Source organism: Prevotella sp. MGM1, assembly GCF_002933775.1.
Lineage (GTDB): Bacteria > Bacteroidota > Bacteroidia > Bacteroidales > Bacteroidaceae > Prevotella.
Genome location: NZ_BEWV01000084.1, coordinates 1 through 20,519 on the forward strand (window position 1 = coordinate 1; position 20,519 = coordinate 20,519).

Genomic DNA, 20,519 nt, shown 5'->3' on the forward strand with positions numbered 1-20,519 from the left:
AGCGACAGGGTCGAGCGACAGCAGATGGCGGGCGAATGCGATGGCGACGGCCATCTTTCCGCAGCCACGAGGGCCGCAGAGCATCATGGCATGGGGCAAACGGTTCTCCGCGCATAAGCGCATCAGCCGTCCGCAGGTGTCGCCCTGCCCTATCACTTCATCGAAACTCATCGTCATCATCCCTTTCTATATGTCACATTCTTTATTTCCCGCATTCTGCGTCATACGGCGCTGACGCACGGCCGGGTGTCAGCGCTCCATCAGCCGACGCGCCACCTCAACCACAGAGTCTACCGCCGACACTGTGTAGAAATGTATATTGTTAACCCCGTGTGCATAAAGCTCGCGGCACTGGCGCTCCGCCCAGTCGATTCCGAGCATCCGGGCTTCCTCGTCTGTAGCGCATACCACCGCCCGGCGGGCCAGTTCGTCAGGTATATCGCAGTGGAAAGTCTTGGGCACAACACTCAGTTGGCTCAACTTGGCAAACGGCTTGATACCGGGTATAATCGGTATGGTTATCCCCATAGCACGCGCCTTATCCACAAAATCGAAGTATTTACGGTTGTCGTAGAATAGTTGCGTCACGGCGAAGCTCGCCCCCCGGTCCTGTTTCTCTTTCAGACGGCGCATGTCCATCTCGATATTTGGAGCCTCCTCATGCTTCTCCGGATAGCAGGCCACACCGAAGTCGAACGGCTGTCCGGGGCATTTGACAGGCGATCCGTCGGCAAAAAAGCCGTCGTTGAACCGCCTCACCTGACCTATCAGATCTGTCGTGTGCGCATGTCCGCCGGGAGTGGGCGTGAAATGGCGGTCTTCTCTCGCCTTGTCGCCCCGCAGGAGCAAAAGGCTGCTTATGCCGAGAAATTGCAGGTCGAGCAGTTCGTATTCGATGTCTTCCACTGTGGCCCCGCTACATATCACGTGCGGCATCACCGGTATTCCGAACCTGCTTTGTATGGCCGCCGCTATGGCAATGGTGCCCGGCCTGCGGCGCACGCTGCTGCGCTCGAGCAGCCCGTTATCAAGCTGCTTGTACACAAACTCACTGTGGTGAGTGGTGATGTTGATGAACAGCGGGTCGAACGCCTTCAACTTCTCTATCGTGGCAAACAGTTTCTCGGTACCGGTGCCTTTGAGCGGCGGCAGCACCTCGAATGAAAAATGCCTGCGGCTCCTGTCGCTGTTTATCAATTCTGCAACTGTCATTTGACGTATATATACTTTATGGTGCAAATTTAATAAAAAAATATGGTATATCGCCTAATTTGGCTGAAAGACATATTTTTTTTGGACAGGTATACATATTTATCCGAACCGAAACACAAAAAGGAAACGTTTTTACCGGAGAAACAATGATGCCTGTCAACGGATGCCACCGGAAACAGCCATTTCGAGGACTCGGAATTATTTTAACAAAACACATTTCACATTCCGCTCGTTTCAAAATAAAAGCCCGGCGGCCGAAAATAAGGAAGTTTTGAGCAATACAACCCAACAACCTGTATACCAACACGATACATCTATCACCCCTGTTTCCACAACAATACCCGCCTCATCTGCCTCACAGATTTTTTCCGTTTAGTATGCCGTTGGTTTCCGTTTAGACGCTAAACGCGATCCGACGAGTATCCAAACGCAACGCAACCGGCAACCGAACGGACTCCAACGAGCGTCCCGTTGCGGAAAAAGCCGCTTTTCGCCATCCGGCGAAAAGCGGCCTATCGTGTTTCATATAGCGATTTGTATCGCTTCCGTTTTCTATTTCATCGAAAAACAAAGTGTTAAATCCGTGACTTTATCATTACATATCACATCTTCACTTTATACAGTCTGAATGTCATTGCGGGCAGATTGTCGGTGAGAACCGTGCTCTTCTTTCCGGCCTCGCAACGTGCCGTTCCGCTTTGTGGAACAATCCTCTCGGGGTTGTCAAGGGTGTTTTCCGCATCAGGGTCGTCGCTTGTCAGTGTGACAGTGGCCGCCGTCCGCTCGCCTTTCATGCCGAGCAGGTTTATGCTTACGGGCTGTGGCGTCTTGCCGGTATTTATCACCTTGACTATCACCTCACGCGTGTTCCTGTCTGTCACGGCGCTCGCGAAAAGACCGTTCTGCCCCTCCTGTCCCGCCACGGGCTTGCCGGCCATTGTCAGGGGCAGCACGTTGGTACCCTTGTTCATGGCATACATCTGCTGGACGTAGTAGCTCACGCTCTTGAACATGCGCGTGTTGTCGAACCATATAAGGTCGGGCCGCCACTGCCAGCCGTCCACATGGGCAAACAGCGGGGCGTATGCCGTGAGCCACACCACGTCGGCATTGCGCTCAAGATCGGTCATGAAAGCGGCTTCATAGAGAGAGGTCTCGAAGTGGTTCCACTTCTTTCCCTTGCCATGACAGGCATATTCGCCGGCAAACACTTTCGGGCCTTTACGGTCATAATTCTCATAGCGCAGGCCGCTGTTGAGGAACCATGTCTCGGGACGATAGAAATGCTCGTCAACAAGGTCTGCTTTCATTTCCTTCATGGCCTTCCAGCCAATCTCGAACATCTTGCCCTCCGAGTCAGGGCCGCTCGTACCCACGATACGCATCTTGGGATAACGGGCCTTGATGGCTTTGACAAACGGTTCGAGCCGCTTGAAATACATCTCGTCCCACTGCTCGTTGCCCACACCGATCATCGTCATGTTGAACGGAGCCGGATGCCCCATTTCGGCACGCTTGCGGCCCCACGTTGTCGAGGTGTCGCCGTTGGCAAACTCTATCAGGTCGAGACAGTCCTGTATATAAGGCTGAAGCTCATCGATAGCGGCGTGCGCCTTCTCGTCGTTACGGTTCTGGAACTGGCATGCCATTCCAACGTTGAGCACCGGCAGAGGCTCGGCGCCGATATCCTCGGACAACACGAAATACTCATAGAACCCAAGGCCGTAGCTCTGGTAATAATCAGGGAAGAAGCGGTGTGTGAACGTGTGCAGCCATCTGTTCTGGTTGAGCGGACGGTTCTCCACCGGCCCTATGGTGTTTTTCCACTGGTAGCGGGTGGCGAGGTCTGTGCCTTCCACTATGCATCCGCCGGGGAAACGGAACACTCCGGGATGCTGGTCGGCCAGTGCCTGGGCGAGATCGCGCCGCATTCCGTTGTCACGGTTCTTGAATGTGTTTACAGGAAAGAGGCTCACATGCTCAAGGCTCACGGCATTACGGCCGTCGAGAAATATACGCAGCCGGGCGTCGGCATGGGTCTTAGGCGACTTGATGATTACTTCGTACTTCTCCCATTCGGAAGACTTGACATCGAGCCTGGCTCCGGCAAACTCCTGACGCTCACCCATCGTCTTGGGGTCGATGAGCTGCACTGTTATGCGGCCGGTGCCTTTGGGCGCTTTCGCCCATACGGTGAAGCGGTATTCTTCGCCTTTGAGCACCCCAATACCGAAATACCCCTCGTTCACAAGTCCGGTGCGGCGGTCTCTGTGTCCCGGATCCAACAGCGTCACGTAGTGCGGACAACGCTCGAAAGGTCCGTCGTTTTTCAACTCTACGTTACCGAAAGTCTGCCACCCCATGAGACTCTGCGGGAACTCAAACGAGCGGTTTTTCACCAACTCTCCGTAAAGCCCGCCGTCGGCAGCATAGTTGATGTCTTCAAAAAACATGCCGTACATGGTGTTCTGAACCACTGCTCCCACCTTTTTCGTATTCACATCCATCACGTTCGACTGTGCCTTGCAAGTCAACGTTGCCGTCAACAGGACGGCACTTGTAAGCATTCTATAATTCATTAATCTATAAGGTATTGATTAAGCATACTGGACAAAATTAGTTAAAAACTGGCACAAAAGCGAATATTTTTATTTAAAAGTATTATTTTTGTAAAACTTTTAATGACCGCCCCGCGAGTCTGGCGCCGCACGGCACACACCTGCGAAAACAAGACCACGGGGCGACCGCAATAACATTTCAAGAACAAAAGCCACGAACATAAAGAAAATCAACTACTAATATTACCTGAACAAGAAAATGGAACAAAATCTCAAAGGCAGCAAATCTTACCTTATCTCTATCGTGATGGTCGCCGTGCTCGGCGGATTGCTCTTCGGATACGACACGGCCGTAATCTCGGGGGCAGAGAAAGGATTGCAGGCATTCTTCCTCGGTGCCGAAGACTTCACTTACACAGACGGATGGCACGGCTTCACATGCGCCAGCGCACTTATCGGATGTATCATCGGCAGTGCCATGTCTGGCTTCCTGGCGTCTAACCTGGGACGCAAGAAGGCACTCATTCTCGCAGGACTGATGTTCTTCGTATCGGCGCTCGGCTCGATGTTTCCCGAATTTCTGATATTCGAGCACGGCGTGCCGAGATACGACCTGCTCGTGATGTTCAACGTATACCGGGTGCTCGGAGGTATCGGCGTGGGCCTGGCCTCGGCCATCTGCCCAATGTATATCGCCGAGGTGGCTCCGTCTCACATACGCGGCACGCTCGTGTCATGGAACCAGTTTGCCATAATATTCGGACAGCTCGTGGTCTATTTCGTGAATTTTCTCATTCTCGGAGAGCACACCAACCCCATTATCGAGCAGATAGGACAAGGTGTCAACGCCGTGGCTGCCGACAGCGACCTGTGGACGGTAACGACAGGATGGCGCTATATGTTCGGCAGCGAGGCCGTACCGGCCGGACTGTTCGCGCTGCTCATCTGCTTCGTGCCCGAGACACCGCGCTACCTGGTGATGGTAAACCAAGACAAAAAGGCGCTGGCCATATTGCAGAAGATAAACGGAAGCGCAGTAGGAGAGAAAATACTCGCCGACATCAAGAACACGATCAGCGAGAAAACCGAGCGACTGTTCACATACGGATGGCTCGTGATTTTCTTGGGAATAATGCTCAGCGTGTTCCAGCAGGCAGTGGGAATAAACGCAGTGCTGTACTACGCTCCCCGAATATTCGCCGACATGGGCATGGACAAGCCAATGGTGCAGACCGTAATAATGGGTATAGTCAATATTCTGTTCACCGTCGTGGCTATTCTCACGGTGGAGAAATGGGGACGCAAGCCGCTGCTCATCTACGGCTCGATAGGAATGGCCATAGGCGCTTTCGGCGTGGCGCTGACTTTCGGCAACCCGTCGCTCGGCATCATCACGATGCTCAGCATCATGATTTACAGCGCCTCGTTCATGTTCAGCTGGGGGCCTATATGCTGGGTGCTGATAGCCGAGATATTCCCGAACACCATACGCGGCGCGGCGGTCGCCATAGCCGTTGCCTTCCAGTGGATATTCAACTGGATTGTAAGTTCCACATTCGTACCCATGTTTAACATGAAGACCGCCGGCGATCCTGATTTCGGTCATTGGTTCACCTATGGACTCTATGGTGTGATATGTGTGTTTGCCGCACTCTTCGTATGGCGTATTGTGCCCGAGACAAAAGGCAAAACGCTCGAAGACATGAGCAAACTGTGGAAAAAAGAATAAAAACAAACGGGCCACATAGCGGGACATCCGTCTGACAATATGTGGCCCGATTGCATATTAACATCAAGTAAACAATAGTCCTTTAACAAAAAAAGCGGAAGACAATGAAGACGATATTAATCGCGGAAGACAACGAGAGCAACTATATCCTGATGACATACATCCTGAAACGCAATTATCAGATAGTGAGGGCACACAATGGCAGAGAGGCTGTGGAAATATCGGAAAAAGGCGGGATAGACCTTATACTGATGGATCTCAAAATGCCGGTCATGGACGGACTCGAGGCCACACGAATCATAAAAGACGCCACCCCGGAACTTCCGATCATCATGCTCACGGCAAACGCGTTTGAGAACGACCGGCTGGCAGCGATGAACGCCGGATGCGATGACTTCCTGTCGAAGCCTATCAACAGTAAAGTCTGCCTGGATACTATTGCCAAATATATCTGACAAAGAAGCATATACCAAGCCGGCGGCACTTGACTTGCGACACAGGCGACATCATCACGGCATAAAAGCCGGATGCAGCCGGTAAGCTATATGGCCGCCATAAAAAAACAGCGACACCAAATACGAACGGACTAAGGTACGAGCATTAAAAGCGACGGAATTAAGACAAAAGGCAAAGGAATAAAAGAAAAAAGAACAACGGGACCCATCAAAAGATGAGTCCCGTTGTCTTTTACTTCCTTTATAATAAGAAACAATTAAGCGGGAAGGCTGATAGCCTCAGACGGACAAACATCGGCGCAAGTACCGCACTCGGTGCAAGTCTCGGGATTAATTGAATACTTATCGCCCTCAGATATAGCTCCTACGGGACACTCATCGATACATGTACCGCATGCGATACAATCATCATTAATAACGTAAGCCATAATTACAAATGTTTTATAAAATTAATACAAATAATTTAGGATGCAAATGTACTAATTTAATTCGACATATACCTGCTGACAGGTAGATATTTTGTCTATTTATACAATGTCGAAATAGCGCGTTATATAATAAGTGGATTAAAATCACGTTATTTATATGATATGAAGAGGATACTGTACATCATCATGATATGGGCCGTATGTACAAACACGGCGGCACAGGAGCGCATAGCGCAGAACAAACCGTACATAGACCTGCGGCCGCTTCACTTCGGTATTCTCGTGGGAATGCACTTGCAGGACATCGAATTCCAGAACGTGGGACCACAGATAATAACGGAAGAGAACGGCGCGCAGACAACACAGACGATACTGTGCGACGCAGACAACTGGAATCCGGGATTCAGCGTGGGGGTCACCGCCGAGATGAGAATAAACGATCATCTGTCAGCACGCTTTACCCCAACGATGCACTTCGGGGCAAAACACCTTGTGTTCAGGAACCTGTCGCGGCTCGACGATAACGGCATGCCTACCGAAGTGACACAGGACATGAAGAACACGTATATCACGTTGCCTATCGACCTGAAGTTCAGCGCACAGCGATTTAACAACCACAGGCCGTACATAATGGCGGGAATAAGTCCGGCGATAAACCTGACAGGCAAAGCACAGGACTACCTCAGACTGAAACGGTACGATACTTTCGTGGAGATTGGATTCGGATGCGACTTCTACCTGCCGTTCTTCAAACTGATACCGGAACTGAAATTCTGTTACAGCCTGTCCAACGCACTCGACAAAAACCATGCCAACGAACTCCAGGACACCGGCATGAAAGCCTATGCGAACTCGGTAACGGCCGGCCACAGCAAGATGATCGTGCTCACCTTCTATTTCGAATGACCGTCAGTTCATTCCGTATAGCCTCCACAAGACTGCCGTACAAACCGACCGCGAAAAGACAATCACTATTATTTTTTACTCTCGATACTCATCGTTATCCTGCCGATGAATATGCCGTGCTTACCGTTTTGGTCAACAGGAACATTATGTCCGGCAGCATCGCGCACCCACTCTAAGTCCGTAAAATAGCTGTGCGAGTGCCCGCCAAGCACCAAATCGATATCCCTGCTTGCCGCAATCATCGTACTGTCGTCCATATCCGGCTTCAAGTCCCAACCCAGATGCGACAGGCATATCACCACATCACACTTCTCTTTACCCTTCAACATAGCCGCCACACGTGGCGCCGCAATCCGAGGGTCAATGTACCTGACACCGGGATAGTTCTTTTCCGATACAAGTCCGCTAAGCTTAGGCGACAAGCCGAACACGCCGATACGCAGTCCCGAACGCTTCAACACGACGTAAGGCTTTACCAATCCATCCACGGCGGTGCCACTGAAATCGTAATTGGCACACACAATGGGAAACTCTGCCTTGCGAAACAGCCGTGCCATATTATCAAGCCCGAAATCAAACTCATGGTTACCTATTGCCACGGCATCGTATTTCATAATGTTCATAAGCCCCACTTCCACATCACCCTCATACATGGTATAATAAGGTGAGCCCTGAGAGAAATCGCCGCTGTCGAACAACAACAGGCCAGGATTGGCCTTACGCTCCTCTTTCAACATAGCTATCCGCCGCAGATAACCGCCCCGCCCGGCTTTCATCGTATCGTTAAGGTTCCTGCTCAGCGGCATTACCGTGCTGTGAGTATCGTTCGTATGCAAAACAACGAGCTTTTTCTGTGCTTCCGCCGACAATGCCAGCAGGCAAACAACGGCTGTCAATATATATCTTTTCATTGCCTTCTATTTGAATAAATAACAATTATCATTAACTCCGCGACTGAACACGTCCTATCGGCCGACAACCACCCACCAACATGCAGTCAATCAATCATCAGCCACATGACGGCTCCTTGCCGGATTAAAGGCCACACATCACAGTCTCGGGCCGCCATTCAAACCTATCGAAAAATAAATTTTCGTCACTTTATCGTGACACGCCCCTCAATCTTTGCGTCTACCACTACCCCTTCCTTCTCCTTCGCACGGAAATAGTCGGATATAATATACCGTGTATCATTGGTTGCGGCCTGAGGCGAATTGAAATCCTTTTTCGCCAGGAAAGCATCCATCTTGTCGTTTCCCTCGGCCAGATAATCGATGGTGGCTATACGGTAATCGGCCGCAGGATCTATTTCCTTGCCATGAAGTCTGGCACCGGCAAGACGTCCGTCATGTGTTATCACAAGCTCAACCCCACTGCTGACACCCTCACCTCCGGCCGCGGCGATGTTCTCAAACAACAGCAACAAATCTTTGCCGGCAAGAGTGAGAAAACATATCTTGTTCTCAAACGGCGCTATCTCGAGTACGTCTCCATAAGTGACCGTCCCCTCTGGCAAAGCAGCCCGTATGCCGCCCACATTATAAACGCCCATCACCGGCTTCTCATCATAGCCCGAAGCCGCCCAAACGAGTATGTCGGCAAGCAGATTGGACAATGCGCTTTCCGGACGCCGGGCAGCCATATACCGTGCCGAGTGTCCCACCACCGGCCGCATCACGCTGTCAACCACCTGACTGTAAGGCTCTATAAAAGCGGCGGCAACTTCATCGGGAGCGGCGTCGAAGGTACTGTCTATAAGTATTACGGTACGTTCCGCCGACACCACATGATAGTGACTTGCCGCACACGCCGCCATGGCCGTGATGACAAAAAAGGACAACGACAATTTGATTATAAACTTGTTCATCATCAATAATATTTTGACGCAAAATTAATAAAAATGGGATAACACGCAAAAAAAGAGCCGCCAAAATTGCCCGTTCCAATAAAATATACTAACTTTGCACCCGCTTTTCGGCGTAATCGCTGACGGGAAGTTACGTGTTGCCCGCTATGTTGCGCCAGAACGACAAGAACAAATTTAATTATCAGAAGAAAATGGATTTAATTAAAGTTGCTGAAGAAGCATTTGCAACCGGCAAACAGTTCCCGGAATTCAGATCCGGTGACACAATCACTGTCGCTTACAAAATCGTCGAGGGCTCAAAAGAGCGTATACAGCTCTACCGCGGTGTAGTAATCAAGATTTCCGGCCACGGCAACAAGAAGCGTTTCACCGTCCGCAAGATGTCGGGAACGGTAGGTGTGGAGCGTATCTTCCCCATCGAGTCACCCAATATCGACAACATCGAGGTGAACAAGTATGGTAAGGTTCGTCGCGCCAAGTTGTACTACCTGCGTAATCTCACAGGTAAGAAAGCACGCATCAAGGAGAGAAGAAGAGCCATCGCGAAATAATATCGCGCGCTATTCAAGGAAAGATTTATCAGGCGTGGCAATCCGAAGACGGGTTGCCACGCCTTGTCTTATACAGCCGCCACTTACGCATACGGCATACAAGACACCATTGCCGCGAGTACACGGGTTTATAAGGAGAGGCTTTTGCAAATAAACACGACAACAATAAAGAGAAAAGCGGGAAAGCCTTTTTGCATATCTCACATAAAATAAGTAACTTTGCGGCAGCTAAATAATAATTGATTATGAAAGAATTGGAATTGAAGTACGGATGTAATCCGAATCAAAAGCCCTCACGCATATTCATGACCGAGGGCGAACTGCCGCTCGAAGTGATTAACGGCCGCCCGGGATACATCAACTTTCTCGACGCGTTGAACAGCTGGCAGCTTGTCAAAGAGTTGAAAGCCGCAACCGGACTGCCCGCCGCAGCCTCGTTCAAGCACGTGTCTCCCGCCGGAGCAGCCGTAGGACTGCCACTCGACGACACACTGAAAAAGATTTATTTCGTGGACGACGTGAAAGAGCTTTCACCAATAGCATGCGCATACGCACGTGCCAGAGGAGCGGACCGCATGAGCTCTTACGGTGACTTCGTGGCCCTGAGCGATACCTGCGACGCCGCCACGGCCACACTGATAAAGCGCGAGGTGAGCGACGGAGTGATAGCGCCCGACTACACTCCCGAGGCAATCGAGATACTCAAAGACAAGCGCAAAGGCACGTATAACGTGATAAAAATCGACCCCAACTACATACCCGAGCAGATAGAGCGCAAGCAAGTGTTCGGAGTGACATTCGAACAGGGGCGCAACGAGATAGACCTCAACGACCCGTCTCTCTTCGAGAACATCCCCACAAAAAACAAAACATTCACCGACGAAGCACGCCGGGACCTCATCATTGCCCTCATCACCCTTAAATACACGCAGAGCAACTCCGTGTGCTACGTCAAAGACGGACAGGCAATAGGCATCGGCGCCGGCCAGCAGAGCCGCATACACTGCACGCGTCTCGCCGGAAACAAGGCTGATATATGGTGGCTCAGACAGCACCCCAAGGTAATGAACCTGCCATTTGCAGACAAAATACGCCGTGCCGACCGTGACAATACTATCGACGTATATATCAGCGAAGACCACGACGACGTGCTGCGCGAGGGCACATGGCAGATGTTCTTCAAGGAGAAGCCCGAGGTTCTCACCATGGAAGAGAAAAAAGAGTGGATTGCCCGCAACACCGGCGTGGCACTCGGAAGCGACGCTTTCTTCCCATTCGGAGACAACATAGAGCGAGCCCACAAGAGCGGAGTGCAATACATTGCCCAGGCCGGCGGCTCGGTGCGTGACGACAACGTGATAGAGACTTGCGACAAATACGACATCGCCATGGCGTTCACGGGCGTGCGCCTCTTCCATCACTGATAAACAACTACAAAAGATAAGGAGATAAAGGATTCGTTAGTACGCTGAAAATCCCGCGACTCCTTATCTTTTATTTTCACAATACCACTGTAAGACACATCCCGTACATTATAAAAGAGAATAAACCGAAAAGAAATGAGCATAGGAGACAACATAGACGAGATCATAGCGGGTGGCGGCGTAGTATTCAGAAACAGCCCCAGAAAAGACGAAGACAACGGCAAAGTGAAAACCAAGGCCAAGAAAAAGAAATATATAACCGGCGCACACGGAAGCGGATCGGCACGGCAAAAAGCCAAATACCGTGAGCAACGGGCCAACAGACGCAAGCACTGAACGCAAAAACCGGCATACGGGTGATGGCGGAAATTAAAGTCATTACACCGTGTTTTTGTTTGCAATATTTCACATTTATTTCGCTATTTTTACCCCCCCCGCAAAGTTTTTTGACATTTAATGGCTACCTTTGCGGAACTTATGTACAATTTGTGAAATATTAAATCAATGATATTAAGACGGCTTTTTATAATCGTCATATTGCCTTTATGCGTATTTAAGGCAGGCCATGCTTCCGCGGCAGGCGACCAACAGATCGACTCTGTGTCTAAAAAGTTGATGGATGACATGCGCAAATACTTCAACACCACCGACAAAGAAGCTTTCTATGATGCCACAACCAAATACAAGGCATACTGCCTCGCGGGCGGAAACATGCACAACTTCTACAACGCATGGCAAAGCGAAATCATATACGACATAAACTTCAACCACTTCTTCAAGGCCATGAGGAAAACCGTCGAGATGTCGAAAGACATGAAATGGCGCAAATGTTCCGACGAACTCCACAACGCGACATACATGATGGGCATAATATACTCACTGCAAGGCAACATCATGATGGGAGAGAAATATCTGAAAAAGGCACTTGAAGAGGCCGATGACAAAGATACGCTTTTCAAAGTACAGATATACAAGGAGTTGGCCAACGTGAGAATGGAAGACCATCCCAAGCAGGCACTCAAAGATCTGAACAAGGCCCTCTCACTGATAAATCCGGAAAGGATGAAATACGAATACAGCGACATAGTGGGCTTCAAGGTCATAGCCGAGTTTTTCAACAAAGACCGGGTGGCGGTGAAAAAGGAATACAACAACTACATGCGCCTGAAAAAAGAGTACGGTCCGGAATTCAGCGAGACTTACATCACATACGTACGGATGGCATACCACGCCGCATGCGGCGAGTACGACAAAGCATTGGAGCAGGCCGATATGATGACAAACATAGACCGCTACAAGATGAAAAACAAGATATACGAGATGTCTGGCAACCTGGCCGCGGCATACGACGCGCTTAAAGAATACATGCAGTTCAAGGATTCTGTCAGCAACGAAGTGATGATAGACGACCTTTACGAGGTTGAAAACGATATCGAGATAACAAAAATCAGAAGCAAGGCGGAGAAAGACAAGATGACAAACATGGTGCTCACGCTCATCACCGCCATGGCATTTGTAATAATCGTATGTCTGGGACTGGTGGTAAAAAACAGGAACAGATACCTGAAAAAAATAGCACGCAAGAACCGCAACCTCGAAGTGATGAGAGACAAGGCACAGGAAGCCGAACGGATGAAAGACACTATAAGAAACAACATGAGCCACGAGATACGCACCCCACTGAACATCATATCGGGCTTCGCCCAAATCATGAGTGTGCCCGACTTCCAGTTATCACATGAAGAAAGGAGCGACATAGCGAAAAGAATATCCGACAGCTCGAATCAGATAGTCAAAATAATAAACAATCTTCTTTATATCTCATCGGAAGCGAGCACAAGCTATATGAGCAAAAACGACATTGTGCCATGCAACGATATCTGCCGAAAAGCCGTGGCAAGACTTAGAGAAAAACAGCCCGACGCTCCAGAGATTATATTCGAGACATCAGTAAAAGACAATCTGAAAATCAAAACCAACGCAGCCGGCATATCAAACATACTCGACAACATGATTGATAATGCCTGTAAGTTCGGTAACGGAGAAGCGGTCGTAATAGAATGCAGCCTTGACGATAAACGGGAAAACGTGGTGATAAGCATCGCCAACCCCGGTGAGTACATCCCCGAAGATCAAATAAACAAGGTCTTCGACCTATTCTACAAAATGGACGAATTCAAAAGCGGACTGGGCATCGGCCTCCCATTGTCACGGCAGATAGCCGAGCAACTGGACGGCAGTCTGTCGATAGACAAGAACTATAAGGACGGTACACGTATTATCATCACCTTACCGCTGACAGACAACTGACCATATTCACACTGACAAAGACCGTTTACGACCTCGGTTTTTACAAAATCAAACAGGTCGTGAAAGACATTTCATAATATTATTTCCGAATAGTGAACAGCTGTCAATCGCACCTGTTCTCCTCAACCGTCAGAACACTGTCGCAATAGTCCACCACCGCCTGACGGTGAGTGATGAATATCACAGTCTTGTCGCTTCCACTCAATATGTTGGTCAGCAGCCTACGTTCGGTCTCCGGATCGAGCGCACTCGTAGCCTCGTCAAACAGCAACACCGACCGGTCACGCAGTAACGCCCTGGCAATCGCTATCCGCTGGGCCTGCCCCTCGCTCAGGCCACCGCCCGCCTCAGCCGCCACGGTGTCAAGACCGTCGGGCAGGTCGAACACAAAATCGGCACAAGCCTGCCGCAATACGGCATTCATCTCGTCGTCCGTAGCCGTGGGGCGACCGAGCAGCAGATTGTCACGTATGGTTCCGCTAAGGAGCGTGTTCCCTTGCGGCACGTATACAAAATTGCACCGTGTGAGTGGCGACAGCTCATGAACGTTTCCCGCCGTGTCGTAAATCTGTGCCAGCCCTTCCCCCGGACTTATCAGCGCAAGCATCATCCTTATGAGTGTTGTCTTGCCGGCTCCGGTCTCGCCGAGTATCGCCGTACAACTGCCGGGCTTGAAGTCGAAAGAGAAATTGTCTATCACCCTGCGTGCGCTGCCGCCGTAAATATAGCTCACACCGATAAGCCGGACACCGCACGACCCGCCGAGCATGACACCGCTGCCTTGCACCTCGTGCGGTATGTCTTCAAGTTCCAACAGTCGCTCGGCAGCCGTGAACACCGACACAAAAGCCGGAGCGAGCTTGGTCATATCCCTCGCCGGCCCCTGTATGCGGTACACAAGTTGCAGAAAGGCGGTCATGGCGCCGAAAGTCAACGTGTGGTGATAGAGCCTTACAGCGCTCCAAAGGAAGGCTATGATATATCCAAGCGAGAACCCCGCGTTGAGAACGAAATTGGAATATACGGAAAACACAGTACGTTTACGAACATGCGAGCGCAATTCGGCATGCCCATCGTCGAGGCGTCCGAGCATCTCCCCGCCACATTCGAGCGTCTTGACGAGCATCCTGTGCTGCACCGACTCCTGCAATATACTCTGCACACGGCTGTCACACGCTCTCACACTTCGGGTATACCGCCTCATGCGACTCATATATACACGGCTGGCAAGAATGAAAACAGGAAGAATGCCAACCGTGATGAAAGCCAGCACGGTATCCATACGCATGAGATACACAAAAGCACCGGCAAACATCGCCAATACGGAAATGGCATTGGGTATGGTCTCGGTGACAAAAACCACCACGGCACCGACATCCTGTTCAAGACGGTTTATCACGTCACCGCTGTGGAAACGCTCCCTGCCGCTCCACTCGGCACGTATCAATCCGTCGAGCATCTTACGCTGCATACGGTTCTGCGCTCTTACCCCAAGTATATTTTTAATCCATACCCTACCGATATTGACAGCAAAATCACACAATATGAGACCGGCCATCACAGACACCGCCATATATAAATCACCGGAACGCGAACCCGCCGCTATGTCGATGGCCCGCTGCACGGCCCACACAGAACCGAGACTCACGGCCACGCCAAGCAGTCCGAGCACGGCATTGAGCACGGCCTGCAACCTGTTTCCGCGCGACACGCGCCAAAGCCAGGATACTATTTCAAACCATTTATAATCGTTGTTCGTATGCGTATCTTTCATTGCTAATCACGGCCGGCAGTCCATTCATGCCCTTTTGTCCATCCCCCACATCATCTTCTCGCGCAGAGTATCGAAATAACGATAACCCGCACGCTTCACTATCCGCACCTGATAAGGTGCCTTGCGAATGGTGAGACTCGTCACATCGCTGCATTTCTCCGACCGCCCGTCCACCGCCACGAGAAAATTGTGGCTCCGGCTCTCCACCGTCAGTGTCACCGTAGATGTGTCGGGTATTACTATAGGACGGATATTGAGGCTGTGGGGTGCCACCGCCGTGAGTGAGAAGACGTGCGTGCCGGGCACTATTATCGGACCGCCGTTAGACAACGAATAGGCCGTGGAGCCGGTGGGGGTGCTGACAATAAGGCCGTCGGCACGGAAGGTCGTAAGGTATTCGCCGTCTATCATCGTGCGGACAGAAATCATCGAGGCATTGTCGCGCTTCAATATCGCCACGTCGTTCAGCGCACGGCAACATCCGGGAAACGGCTCTCCATCGGTATCGACCATTATGACCTCACGACATTCGGTATCGTAATCGCCGGATAAAAGCGAGCGGAAACACACGGCAAACTCATCGGGGTTGACACCGGCAAGAAATCCGAGACGCCCGATGTTGACACCGAGAATGGGTATTTCCTTGTCACCGACACGGCCGGCGGCTTTAAGAAACGTGCCGTCGCCCCCCATCGAAATAACGAAAGAGGCATCGAAGTCATCACCTTCAAACACTTCCGCCTCATCAGGAACAATCATGCCTGAAGCCAAGAGAAAATCATAATACTCCCTGTCTATATGCACTTCCGCTCCGCCGTCGCGCAGACAGGCCAACACATGGTGTATGGCAGCGGACTTACATGTCTGGTAGGTATTGCCGAATATCGCGAACTTGAGTTTTCGTGATGTCATAAAAATCCTTGTTTATATCTCTTTTATCCAAATGCAATGCCTTTATTTGACAAACATTTCGTAAATTTGCGGATGAATATTTCCGCAAATTTACTTAATTTTGACGAAAACGGAAGAAAACAAATTAAATTAATTGCATAAATGACGAAATTAAGCGTAAACATCAACAAAGTTGCCACAATACGAAACGCACGGGGAGCGAACAATCCCGATGTACTGAAAGTGGCGCTCGACTGTGAGCTTTTCGGAGCGCAGGGTATCACCGTGCACCCGAGACCGGACGAGAGACACATACGCTACCAAGACGTGAGAGACATACGCCCGCTGATAAAAACGGAACTTAACATCGAGGGGAACCCGACCGAAAGCTATATAAACCTTGTTCTCGAAACACGCCCCACACAGGTCACGCTCGTGCCCGACGCGGCAGATCAGCTCACGTCAAATCACGGATGGGACACAAAAACTCACAAAACGTTTCTCACCGACGTCATCGGCAGATTTAAGGAAGCGGGCATACGGACGTCGATATTCGTAGATCCGAACGCAGAGATGGTGGCACACGCCATGGAGTGCGGCACCGACCGTGTGGAACTCTACACCGAGCCTTATGCCGCCGGATATGCCGCCGACAGGGAAGCGGCCATCGCTCCGTTCGTCGAAGCGGCGGTAGAGGCACGCAAGTCCGGTCTCGGTCTCAACGCAGGACACGACCTCAGTCTGGTAAACCTAAGTTACTTCCACGCCCGAATACCGTGGGTAGACGAGGTGAGCATAGGCCATGCGCTTATCTGCGATGCCCTGTACATGGGCCTCAAAGACACGATCGGGCTTTATCTCGCATGTATAGAATAATCAACAAAACAATATCATCATGGCAAAAGTATATGTATTCCTCGCAGACGGATTTGAAGATGTCGAAGCACTGGCTACCGTAGACATACTGCGGCGCGGGGGCGTGGACGTGAAAACAGTGAGTATAAAAGACGGCACGGCCGTAAACACGGCGCACGGGGTGACCGTAATGGCCGACATGCCCTTCGGACAGGCCGACTTCGCCGATGCCGACATGCTGGTATTGCCCGGCGGAATGCCCGGAGCGACCAACCTCAACGACCACAAGGGAGTGCGCGACGCACTGCTGGAACAGGACAGGAAAGGCGGAAAAATAGCCGCTATATGCGCCGCTCCGATGGTGCTCGGCAATCTGGGACTGCTCAAAGGACGCCGTGCCACATGCTACCCGGGATTCGAGAAGTATCTCGAAGGCGCCCAATACACAGCCGACCTGTTCACCACAGACGGCAACATAACGACAGGCGAAGGCCCTGCCGCCACTTTCCCGTTTGCCTACGAACTGCTCGCCACGCTCACAGACGAAGCCACGGCACACGAAGTAGCAAAGGGCATGATGTATCTGCATCTCATTGCCGCCGGCAAATGACAACATAACGTTATCAGCCCTACAGCTTCACAGAACAGCAGGCAAGACATACATAAAGCATATATCACGAACAAAAGGCAGACAAAATGGGAGATTACGTCATAATAGTGGCCGGTGGTAAGGGACTGCGCATGGGAAGCGACATGCCCAAACAGTTTCTGCCTGTCGGCGGGATACCCGTGCTAATGCGCACCATAAGGCGTTTTCACGACTATGACAGCACCATGAGCATAGTTCTCGTGCTGCCCGAAAGCCAACAGGAGTATTGGCACGGACTGTGCGAAAAACATTCGTTTGACATACCGCATATCATAGTAAAGGGCGGGGCGACACGGTTTCACTCAGTGAAAAACGGTCTGTCGGCCATTCCCGACAATGCGAACGGAGTGGTTGGTGTGCACGACGGAGTACGCCCCTTTCCCTCTATCGAGGTCATACGCCGCTGCTACGACACGGCAAGGAACACGGGGACGGCGGTGCCGGTTATACCTGTGGTGGAGACCTTGCGCCACGTAAGTGAAGGCACGGTGCCGAGAGACGCCTACAAACTGGTGCAGACACCGCAGGCATTCGACATCGGCCTGCTGAAAAACGCATACCGGCAGGAATACACCGGGGCTTTCACAGACGACGCCTCGGTGGCGGAAAGCATGGGACACGCCATAACACTCGTTGACGGAAACAGGGAAAACATAAAGATAACGACGCCTTTCGACCTGAAAGTGGCCGAGGCGCTCGCCCGCTGAAACGACACCATGACCGACATATTGAGCCAAGACATACAGTTCCTGCCCGGCGTGGGACCGAGCAGGAAGAAAATACTGGGCACCGAATTGGGCATCGCCTCGTTCGGCGACATGCTGATGTACTTTCCTTATAAGTATGTCGACCGCAGCCGGCTGTATACGGTCAAGGAACTGACAGGCGACATGCCGTTCGTCCAGATACGTGGACGCATACTGAGTTTCGAGACATTCGAGATGGGACCCCGTAAAGAACGGGTGGTGGCCCACTTCACCGACGGCACGGGAATAATGGACCTGACGTGGTTTAACGGAGGAAAATACGCAAAGAAGACATATAAGATAGGTACCAAGTATATTGTCTTCGGAAAACCGACAGTATTCAACGGACGTGTCAACGTGGTTCACCCGGAAATCGATCCGGCCGACGGCATGGAGCTGCAAGGCATGGGATTGCAGCCCTATTACTCCACGACGGAGAAGATGAAGAAGAGCGGAATAACGTCGCGCACGCTCGAACGGCTCACCAAAAGCATGCTCGAACGCATCAGCACACCGATAAAAGAGACTCTGCCCGACTTCATCACGGCCAAACATCACCTGATGTCGAGAGACGAAGCGCTGCGCACGATACACTATCCCAAAAACGCACGGGAACTCGAACGTGCCCGACTGAGACTCAAATTCGAGGAGCTTTTCTATGTGCAATTGAATATCGTAAGGTATGCCAGCGACCACAGGCGCAAGTATCGTGGATACAATTTCGCCCGCGTGGGTGAACTGTTCAACGGCTTTTACCGCAACAACCTGCCCTTCCCGCTCACCGAAGCACAGAAAAGAGTAGTGCGTGAGATAAGGAGCGACATGAACTCGGGACGGCAGATGAACCGCCTTCTGCAAGGCGATGTAGGCTCGGGGAAAACACTCGTGGCGCTGATGGCCATGCTGATAGCGCTCGACAACGGCTTCCAAGCATGCATAATGGCCCCTACCGAGATACTCGCCGAACAGCATCTCGCCACCATCGGCGAGTTTATAGGCGACATGGATATACGCGTGGAACTGCTCACCGGGATAGTAAAAGGCAAACGCCGGCAAGGGGTGCTTGAAGGATTGCTGTCGGGAGAGATAAAAATTCTCGTGGGAACACACGCCGTGATAGAAGACACCGTGAGGTTCTCGCGCCTCGGCATCGTTGTGGTAGACGAGCAACACCGCTTCGGCGTGGCACAGCGAGCAAGGCTGTGGGGCAAGAGCGAGAGACCGCCGCACGTTCTCGTGATGACCGCCACCCCCATTCCCCGAACACTGGCGATGACCCTCTATGGCGACCTGGACGTGAGCGTGATAGACGAATTGCCGCCCGGCAGAAAACCGGTGGTGACAACCAATATTCCAGACACAAGAATGGCAAGCCTCTACGACGGCATACGCAGACAGATAAACGCTGGCCGACAGGTGTATATCGTATTCCCGCTGATAGAAGAAAGCGAGAAGAGCGACCTCAAAAACCTTGAGACAGGATATGATACGCTTTGCCAGGTGTTTCCCGAATACCGGTTAAGCAAAGTTCACGGGCGCATGAAACCGAAAGAGAAAGAAGAGGAAATGCGCAAGTTTGTAAGCGGCGAGACACAGATACTGGTAGCCACCACAGTGATAGAAGTAGGCGTAAACGTGCCCAACGCATCAGTAATGGTAATCTTCGACGCACAGCGTTTCGGCCTGTCCCAGTTGCACCAGTTGCGCGGCAGAGTGGGCCGCGGAGCCGAACAGTCGTTCTGCATCCTCGTGACATCCATCAAAATGAGCGATGATACCCGTAAGCGCATTGATATTATGTGCGACACATGTGACGGATTCCGCATAGCCGAGGCCGACTTGAAACTACGCGGCCCGGGCGACCTTGAAGGCACACAACAGAGCGGAATGGCCTTCGACCTGAAAATTGCGGACATAGCACGGGACGGACAGATTGTGCAGATGGCAAGAGACGAGGCACAAGACATAATTGAAAATGACCCTGAATGCATACAACCGAAATACGCAACGCTGTGGAACAGGTTGAAAGAACTGCGCAAGACAGAAATAAACTGGGCCGCGATATCATGACAATACAGTGAAAAAGGCTTCCGATCATCCAACAACCACATACCGCCATCAGTCAATTAATTATAAATCAAGCCCTTTTATTAAGATTTAAGTG

19 protein-coding genes are annotated in these 20,519 nt (G+C 51.2%); 12 read left to right on the plus strand and 7 right to left on the minus strand.

Annotation, left to right across the window (positions count from 1 at the left end; translation table 11 throughout):
* Window positions 1–235: hypothetical protein (locus tag MoGM_RS13485; RefSeq protein WP_158249543.1), on the plus strand; the 235-nt coding region annotated here is incomplete at its 5' end.
* Window positions 236–249: 14 nt separating this feature from the next.
* On the opposite strand, the gene MoGM_RS02400 is transcribed toward MoGM_RS13485, so the two are convergent.
* Window positions 250–1,212 (minus strand): methylenetetrahydrofolate reductase, encoded by a 963-nt coding sequence (locus tag MoGM_RS02400; RefSeq protein WP_104368607.1) that lies wholly within the window; start codon window positions 1,210–1,212, stop codon window positions 250–252.
* A 602-nt stretch (window positions 1,213–1,814) separates the two neighbouring features.
* Complete coding sequence (locus tag MoGM_RS02405) at window positions 1,815–3,791, minus strand: alpha-L-arabinofuranosidase C-terminal domain-containing protein (RefSeq protein ID WP_104368608.1); 1,977 nt, start codon at window positions 3,789–3,791, stop codon at window positions 1,815–1,817.
* Between the two features lie 238 nt (window positions 3,792–4,029).
* Here MoGM_RS02405 and xylE point away from each other — a divergent pair, with 238 nt between their 5' ends.
* Window positions 4,030–5,499 carry a D-xylose transporter XylE gene (gene xylE, locus MoGM_RS02410; RefSeq protein ID WP_104368609.1) on the plus strand — a complete coding sequence of 490 codons (1,470 nt, stop codon included), beginning with the start codon at window positions 4,030–4,032 and terminating at the stop codon, window positions 5,497–5,499.
* Window positions 5,500–5,603: 104 nt separating this feature from the next.
* The gene (locus tag MoGM_RS02415; protein ID WP_104368610.1) at window positions 5,604–5,954 is read left to right on the plus strand and encodes a response regulator; all 351 of its coding nucleotides are present in this window, start codon (window positions 5,604–5,606) and stop codon (window positions 5,952–5,954) included.
* 257 nt (window positions 5,955–6,211) lie between these two features.
* Here MoGM_RS02415 and MoGM_RS02420 read toward each other — a convergent pair whose 3' ends face one another.
* On the minus strand, window positions 6,212–6,382 hold the full coding sequence (locus MoGM_RS02420; protein ID WP_104368611.1) for a DUF362 domain-containing protein: 171 nt from the start codon (window positions 6,380–6,382) through the stop codon (window positions 6,212–6,214).
* A 162-nt stretch (window positions 6,383–6,544) separates the two neighbouring features.
* On the opposite strand from MoGM_RS02420, the gene MoGM_RS02425 reads away from it, so the two are divergent.
* Entirely contained in the window at window positions 6,545–7,288 is a 744-nt protein-coding gene (locus MoGM_RS02425; protein WP_104368612.1) for a porin family protein, read from the plus strand.
* Between the two features lie 68 nt (window positions 7,289–7,356).
* Here the strand turns inward: MoGM_RS02425 and MoGM_RS02430 are convergent, their stop codons facing one another.
* Window positions 7,357–8,199 carry a bifunctional UDP-sugar hydrolase/5'-nucleotidase gene (locus MoGM_RS02430; RefSeq protein WP_104368613.1) on the minus strand — a complete coding sequence of 281 codons (843 nt, stop codon included), beginning with the start codon at window positions 8,197–8,199 and terminating at the stop codon, window positions 7,357–7,359.
* A gap of 185 nt (window positions 8,200–8,384) precedes the next feature.
* The gene (locus MoGM_RS02435) at window positions 8,385–9,155 is read right to left on the minus strand and encodes a 5'-nucleotidase C-terminal domain-containing protein (protein ID WP_104368633.1); all 771 of its coding nucleotides are present in this window, start codon (window positions 9,153–9,155) and stop codon (window positions 8,385–8,387) included.
* 191 nt (window positions 9,156–9,346) lie between these two features.
* Here MoGM_RS02435 and rplS point away from each other — a divergent pair, with 191 nt between their 5' ends.
* From rplS to MoGM_RS02455, 4 genes are all read left to right on the plus strand, one after another.
* Window positions 9,347–9,706, plus strand: coding sequence for a 50S ribosomal protein L19 (gene rplS, locus MoGM_RS02440; RefSeq protein WP_104368634.1), 360 nt, complete (start codon window positions 9,347–9,349; stop codon window positions 9,704–9,706).
* Window positions 9,707–9,951: 245 nt separating this feature from the next.
* On the plus strand, window positions 9,952–11,130 hold the full coding sequence (locus tag MoGM_RS02445) for a phosphoribosylaminoimidazolecarboxamide formyltransferase (RefSeq protein ID WP_104368614.1): 1,179 nt from the start codon (window positions 9,952–9,954) through the stop codon (window positions 11,128–11,130).
* A gap of 135 nt (window positions 11,131–11,265) precedes the next feature.
* Window positions 11,266–11,466, plus strand: coding sequence for a hypothetical protein (locus tag MoGM_RS02450; RefSeq protein WP_104368615.1), 201 nt, complete (start codon window positions 11,266–11,268; stop codon window positions 11,464–11,466).
* A gap of 168 nt (window positions 11,467–11,634) precedes the next feature.
* Window positions 11,635–13,440, plus strand: a complete 1,806-nt coding sequence (locus tag MoGM_RS02455; RefSeq protein ID WP_104368616.1) for a HAMP domain-containing sensor histidine kinase — start codon at window positions 11,635–11,637, stop codon at window positions 13,438–13,440.
* Window positions 13,441–13,543: 103 nt separating this feature from the next.
* On the opposite strand, the gene MoGM_RS02460 is transcribed toward MoGM_RS02455, so the two are convergent.
* Both MoGM_RS02460 and MoGM_RS02465 read right to left on the minus strand, forming a co-directional pair.
* Entirely contained in the window at window positions 13,544–15,214 is a 1,671-nt protein-coding gene (locus MoGM_RS02460) for an ABC transporter ATP-binding protein (RefSeq protein WP_104368617.1), read from the minus strand.
* A gap of 24 nt (window positions 15,215–15,238) precedes the next feature.
* Entirely contained in the window at window positions 15,239–16,126 is an 888-nt protein-coding gene (locus tag MoGM_RS02465) for an NAD kinase (RefSeq protein ID WP_104368618.1), read from the minus strand.
* Window positions 16,127–16,267: 141 nt separating this feature from the next.
* On the opposite strand from MoGM_RS02465, the gene MoGM_RS02470 reads away from it, so the two are divergent.
* From MoGM_RS02470 to recG, 4 genes are all read left to right on the plus strand, one after another.
* Window positions 16,268–16,981, plus strand: coding sequence for a pyridoxine 5'-phosphate synthase (locus MoGM_RS02470; RefSeq protein ID WP_104368619.1), 714 nt, complete (start codon window positions 16,268–16,270; stop codon window positions 16,979–16,981).
* 19 nt (window positions 16,982–17,000) lie between these two features.
* Window positions 17,001–17,570, plus strand: a complete 570-nt coding sequence (locus MoGM_RS02475) for a DJ-1 family glyoxalase III (protein ID WP_104368620.1) — start codon at window positions 17,001–17,003, stop codon at window positions 17,568–17,570.
* A gap of 86 nt (window positions 17,571–17,656) precedes the next feature.
* Window positions 17,657–18,316 carry a 2-C-methyl-D-erythritol 4-phosphate cytidylyltransferase gene (locus tag MoGM_RS02480; RefSeq protein WP_104368621.1) on the plus strand — a complete coding sequence of 220 codons (660 nt, stop codon included), beginning with the start codon at window positions 17,657–17,659 and terminating at the stop codon, window positions 18,314–18,316.
* A gap of 9 nt (window positions 18,317–18,325) precedes the next feature.
* Window positions 18,326–20,425, plus strand: coding sequence for an ATP-dependent DNA helicase RecG (gene recG / locus MoGM_RS02485; protein WP_104368622.1), 2,100 nt, complete (start codon window positions 18,326–18,328; stop codon window positions 20,423–20,425).
* Window positions 20,426–20,519: the final 94 nt, after the last annotated feature.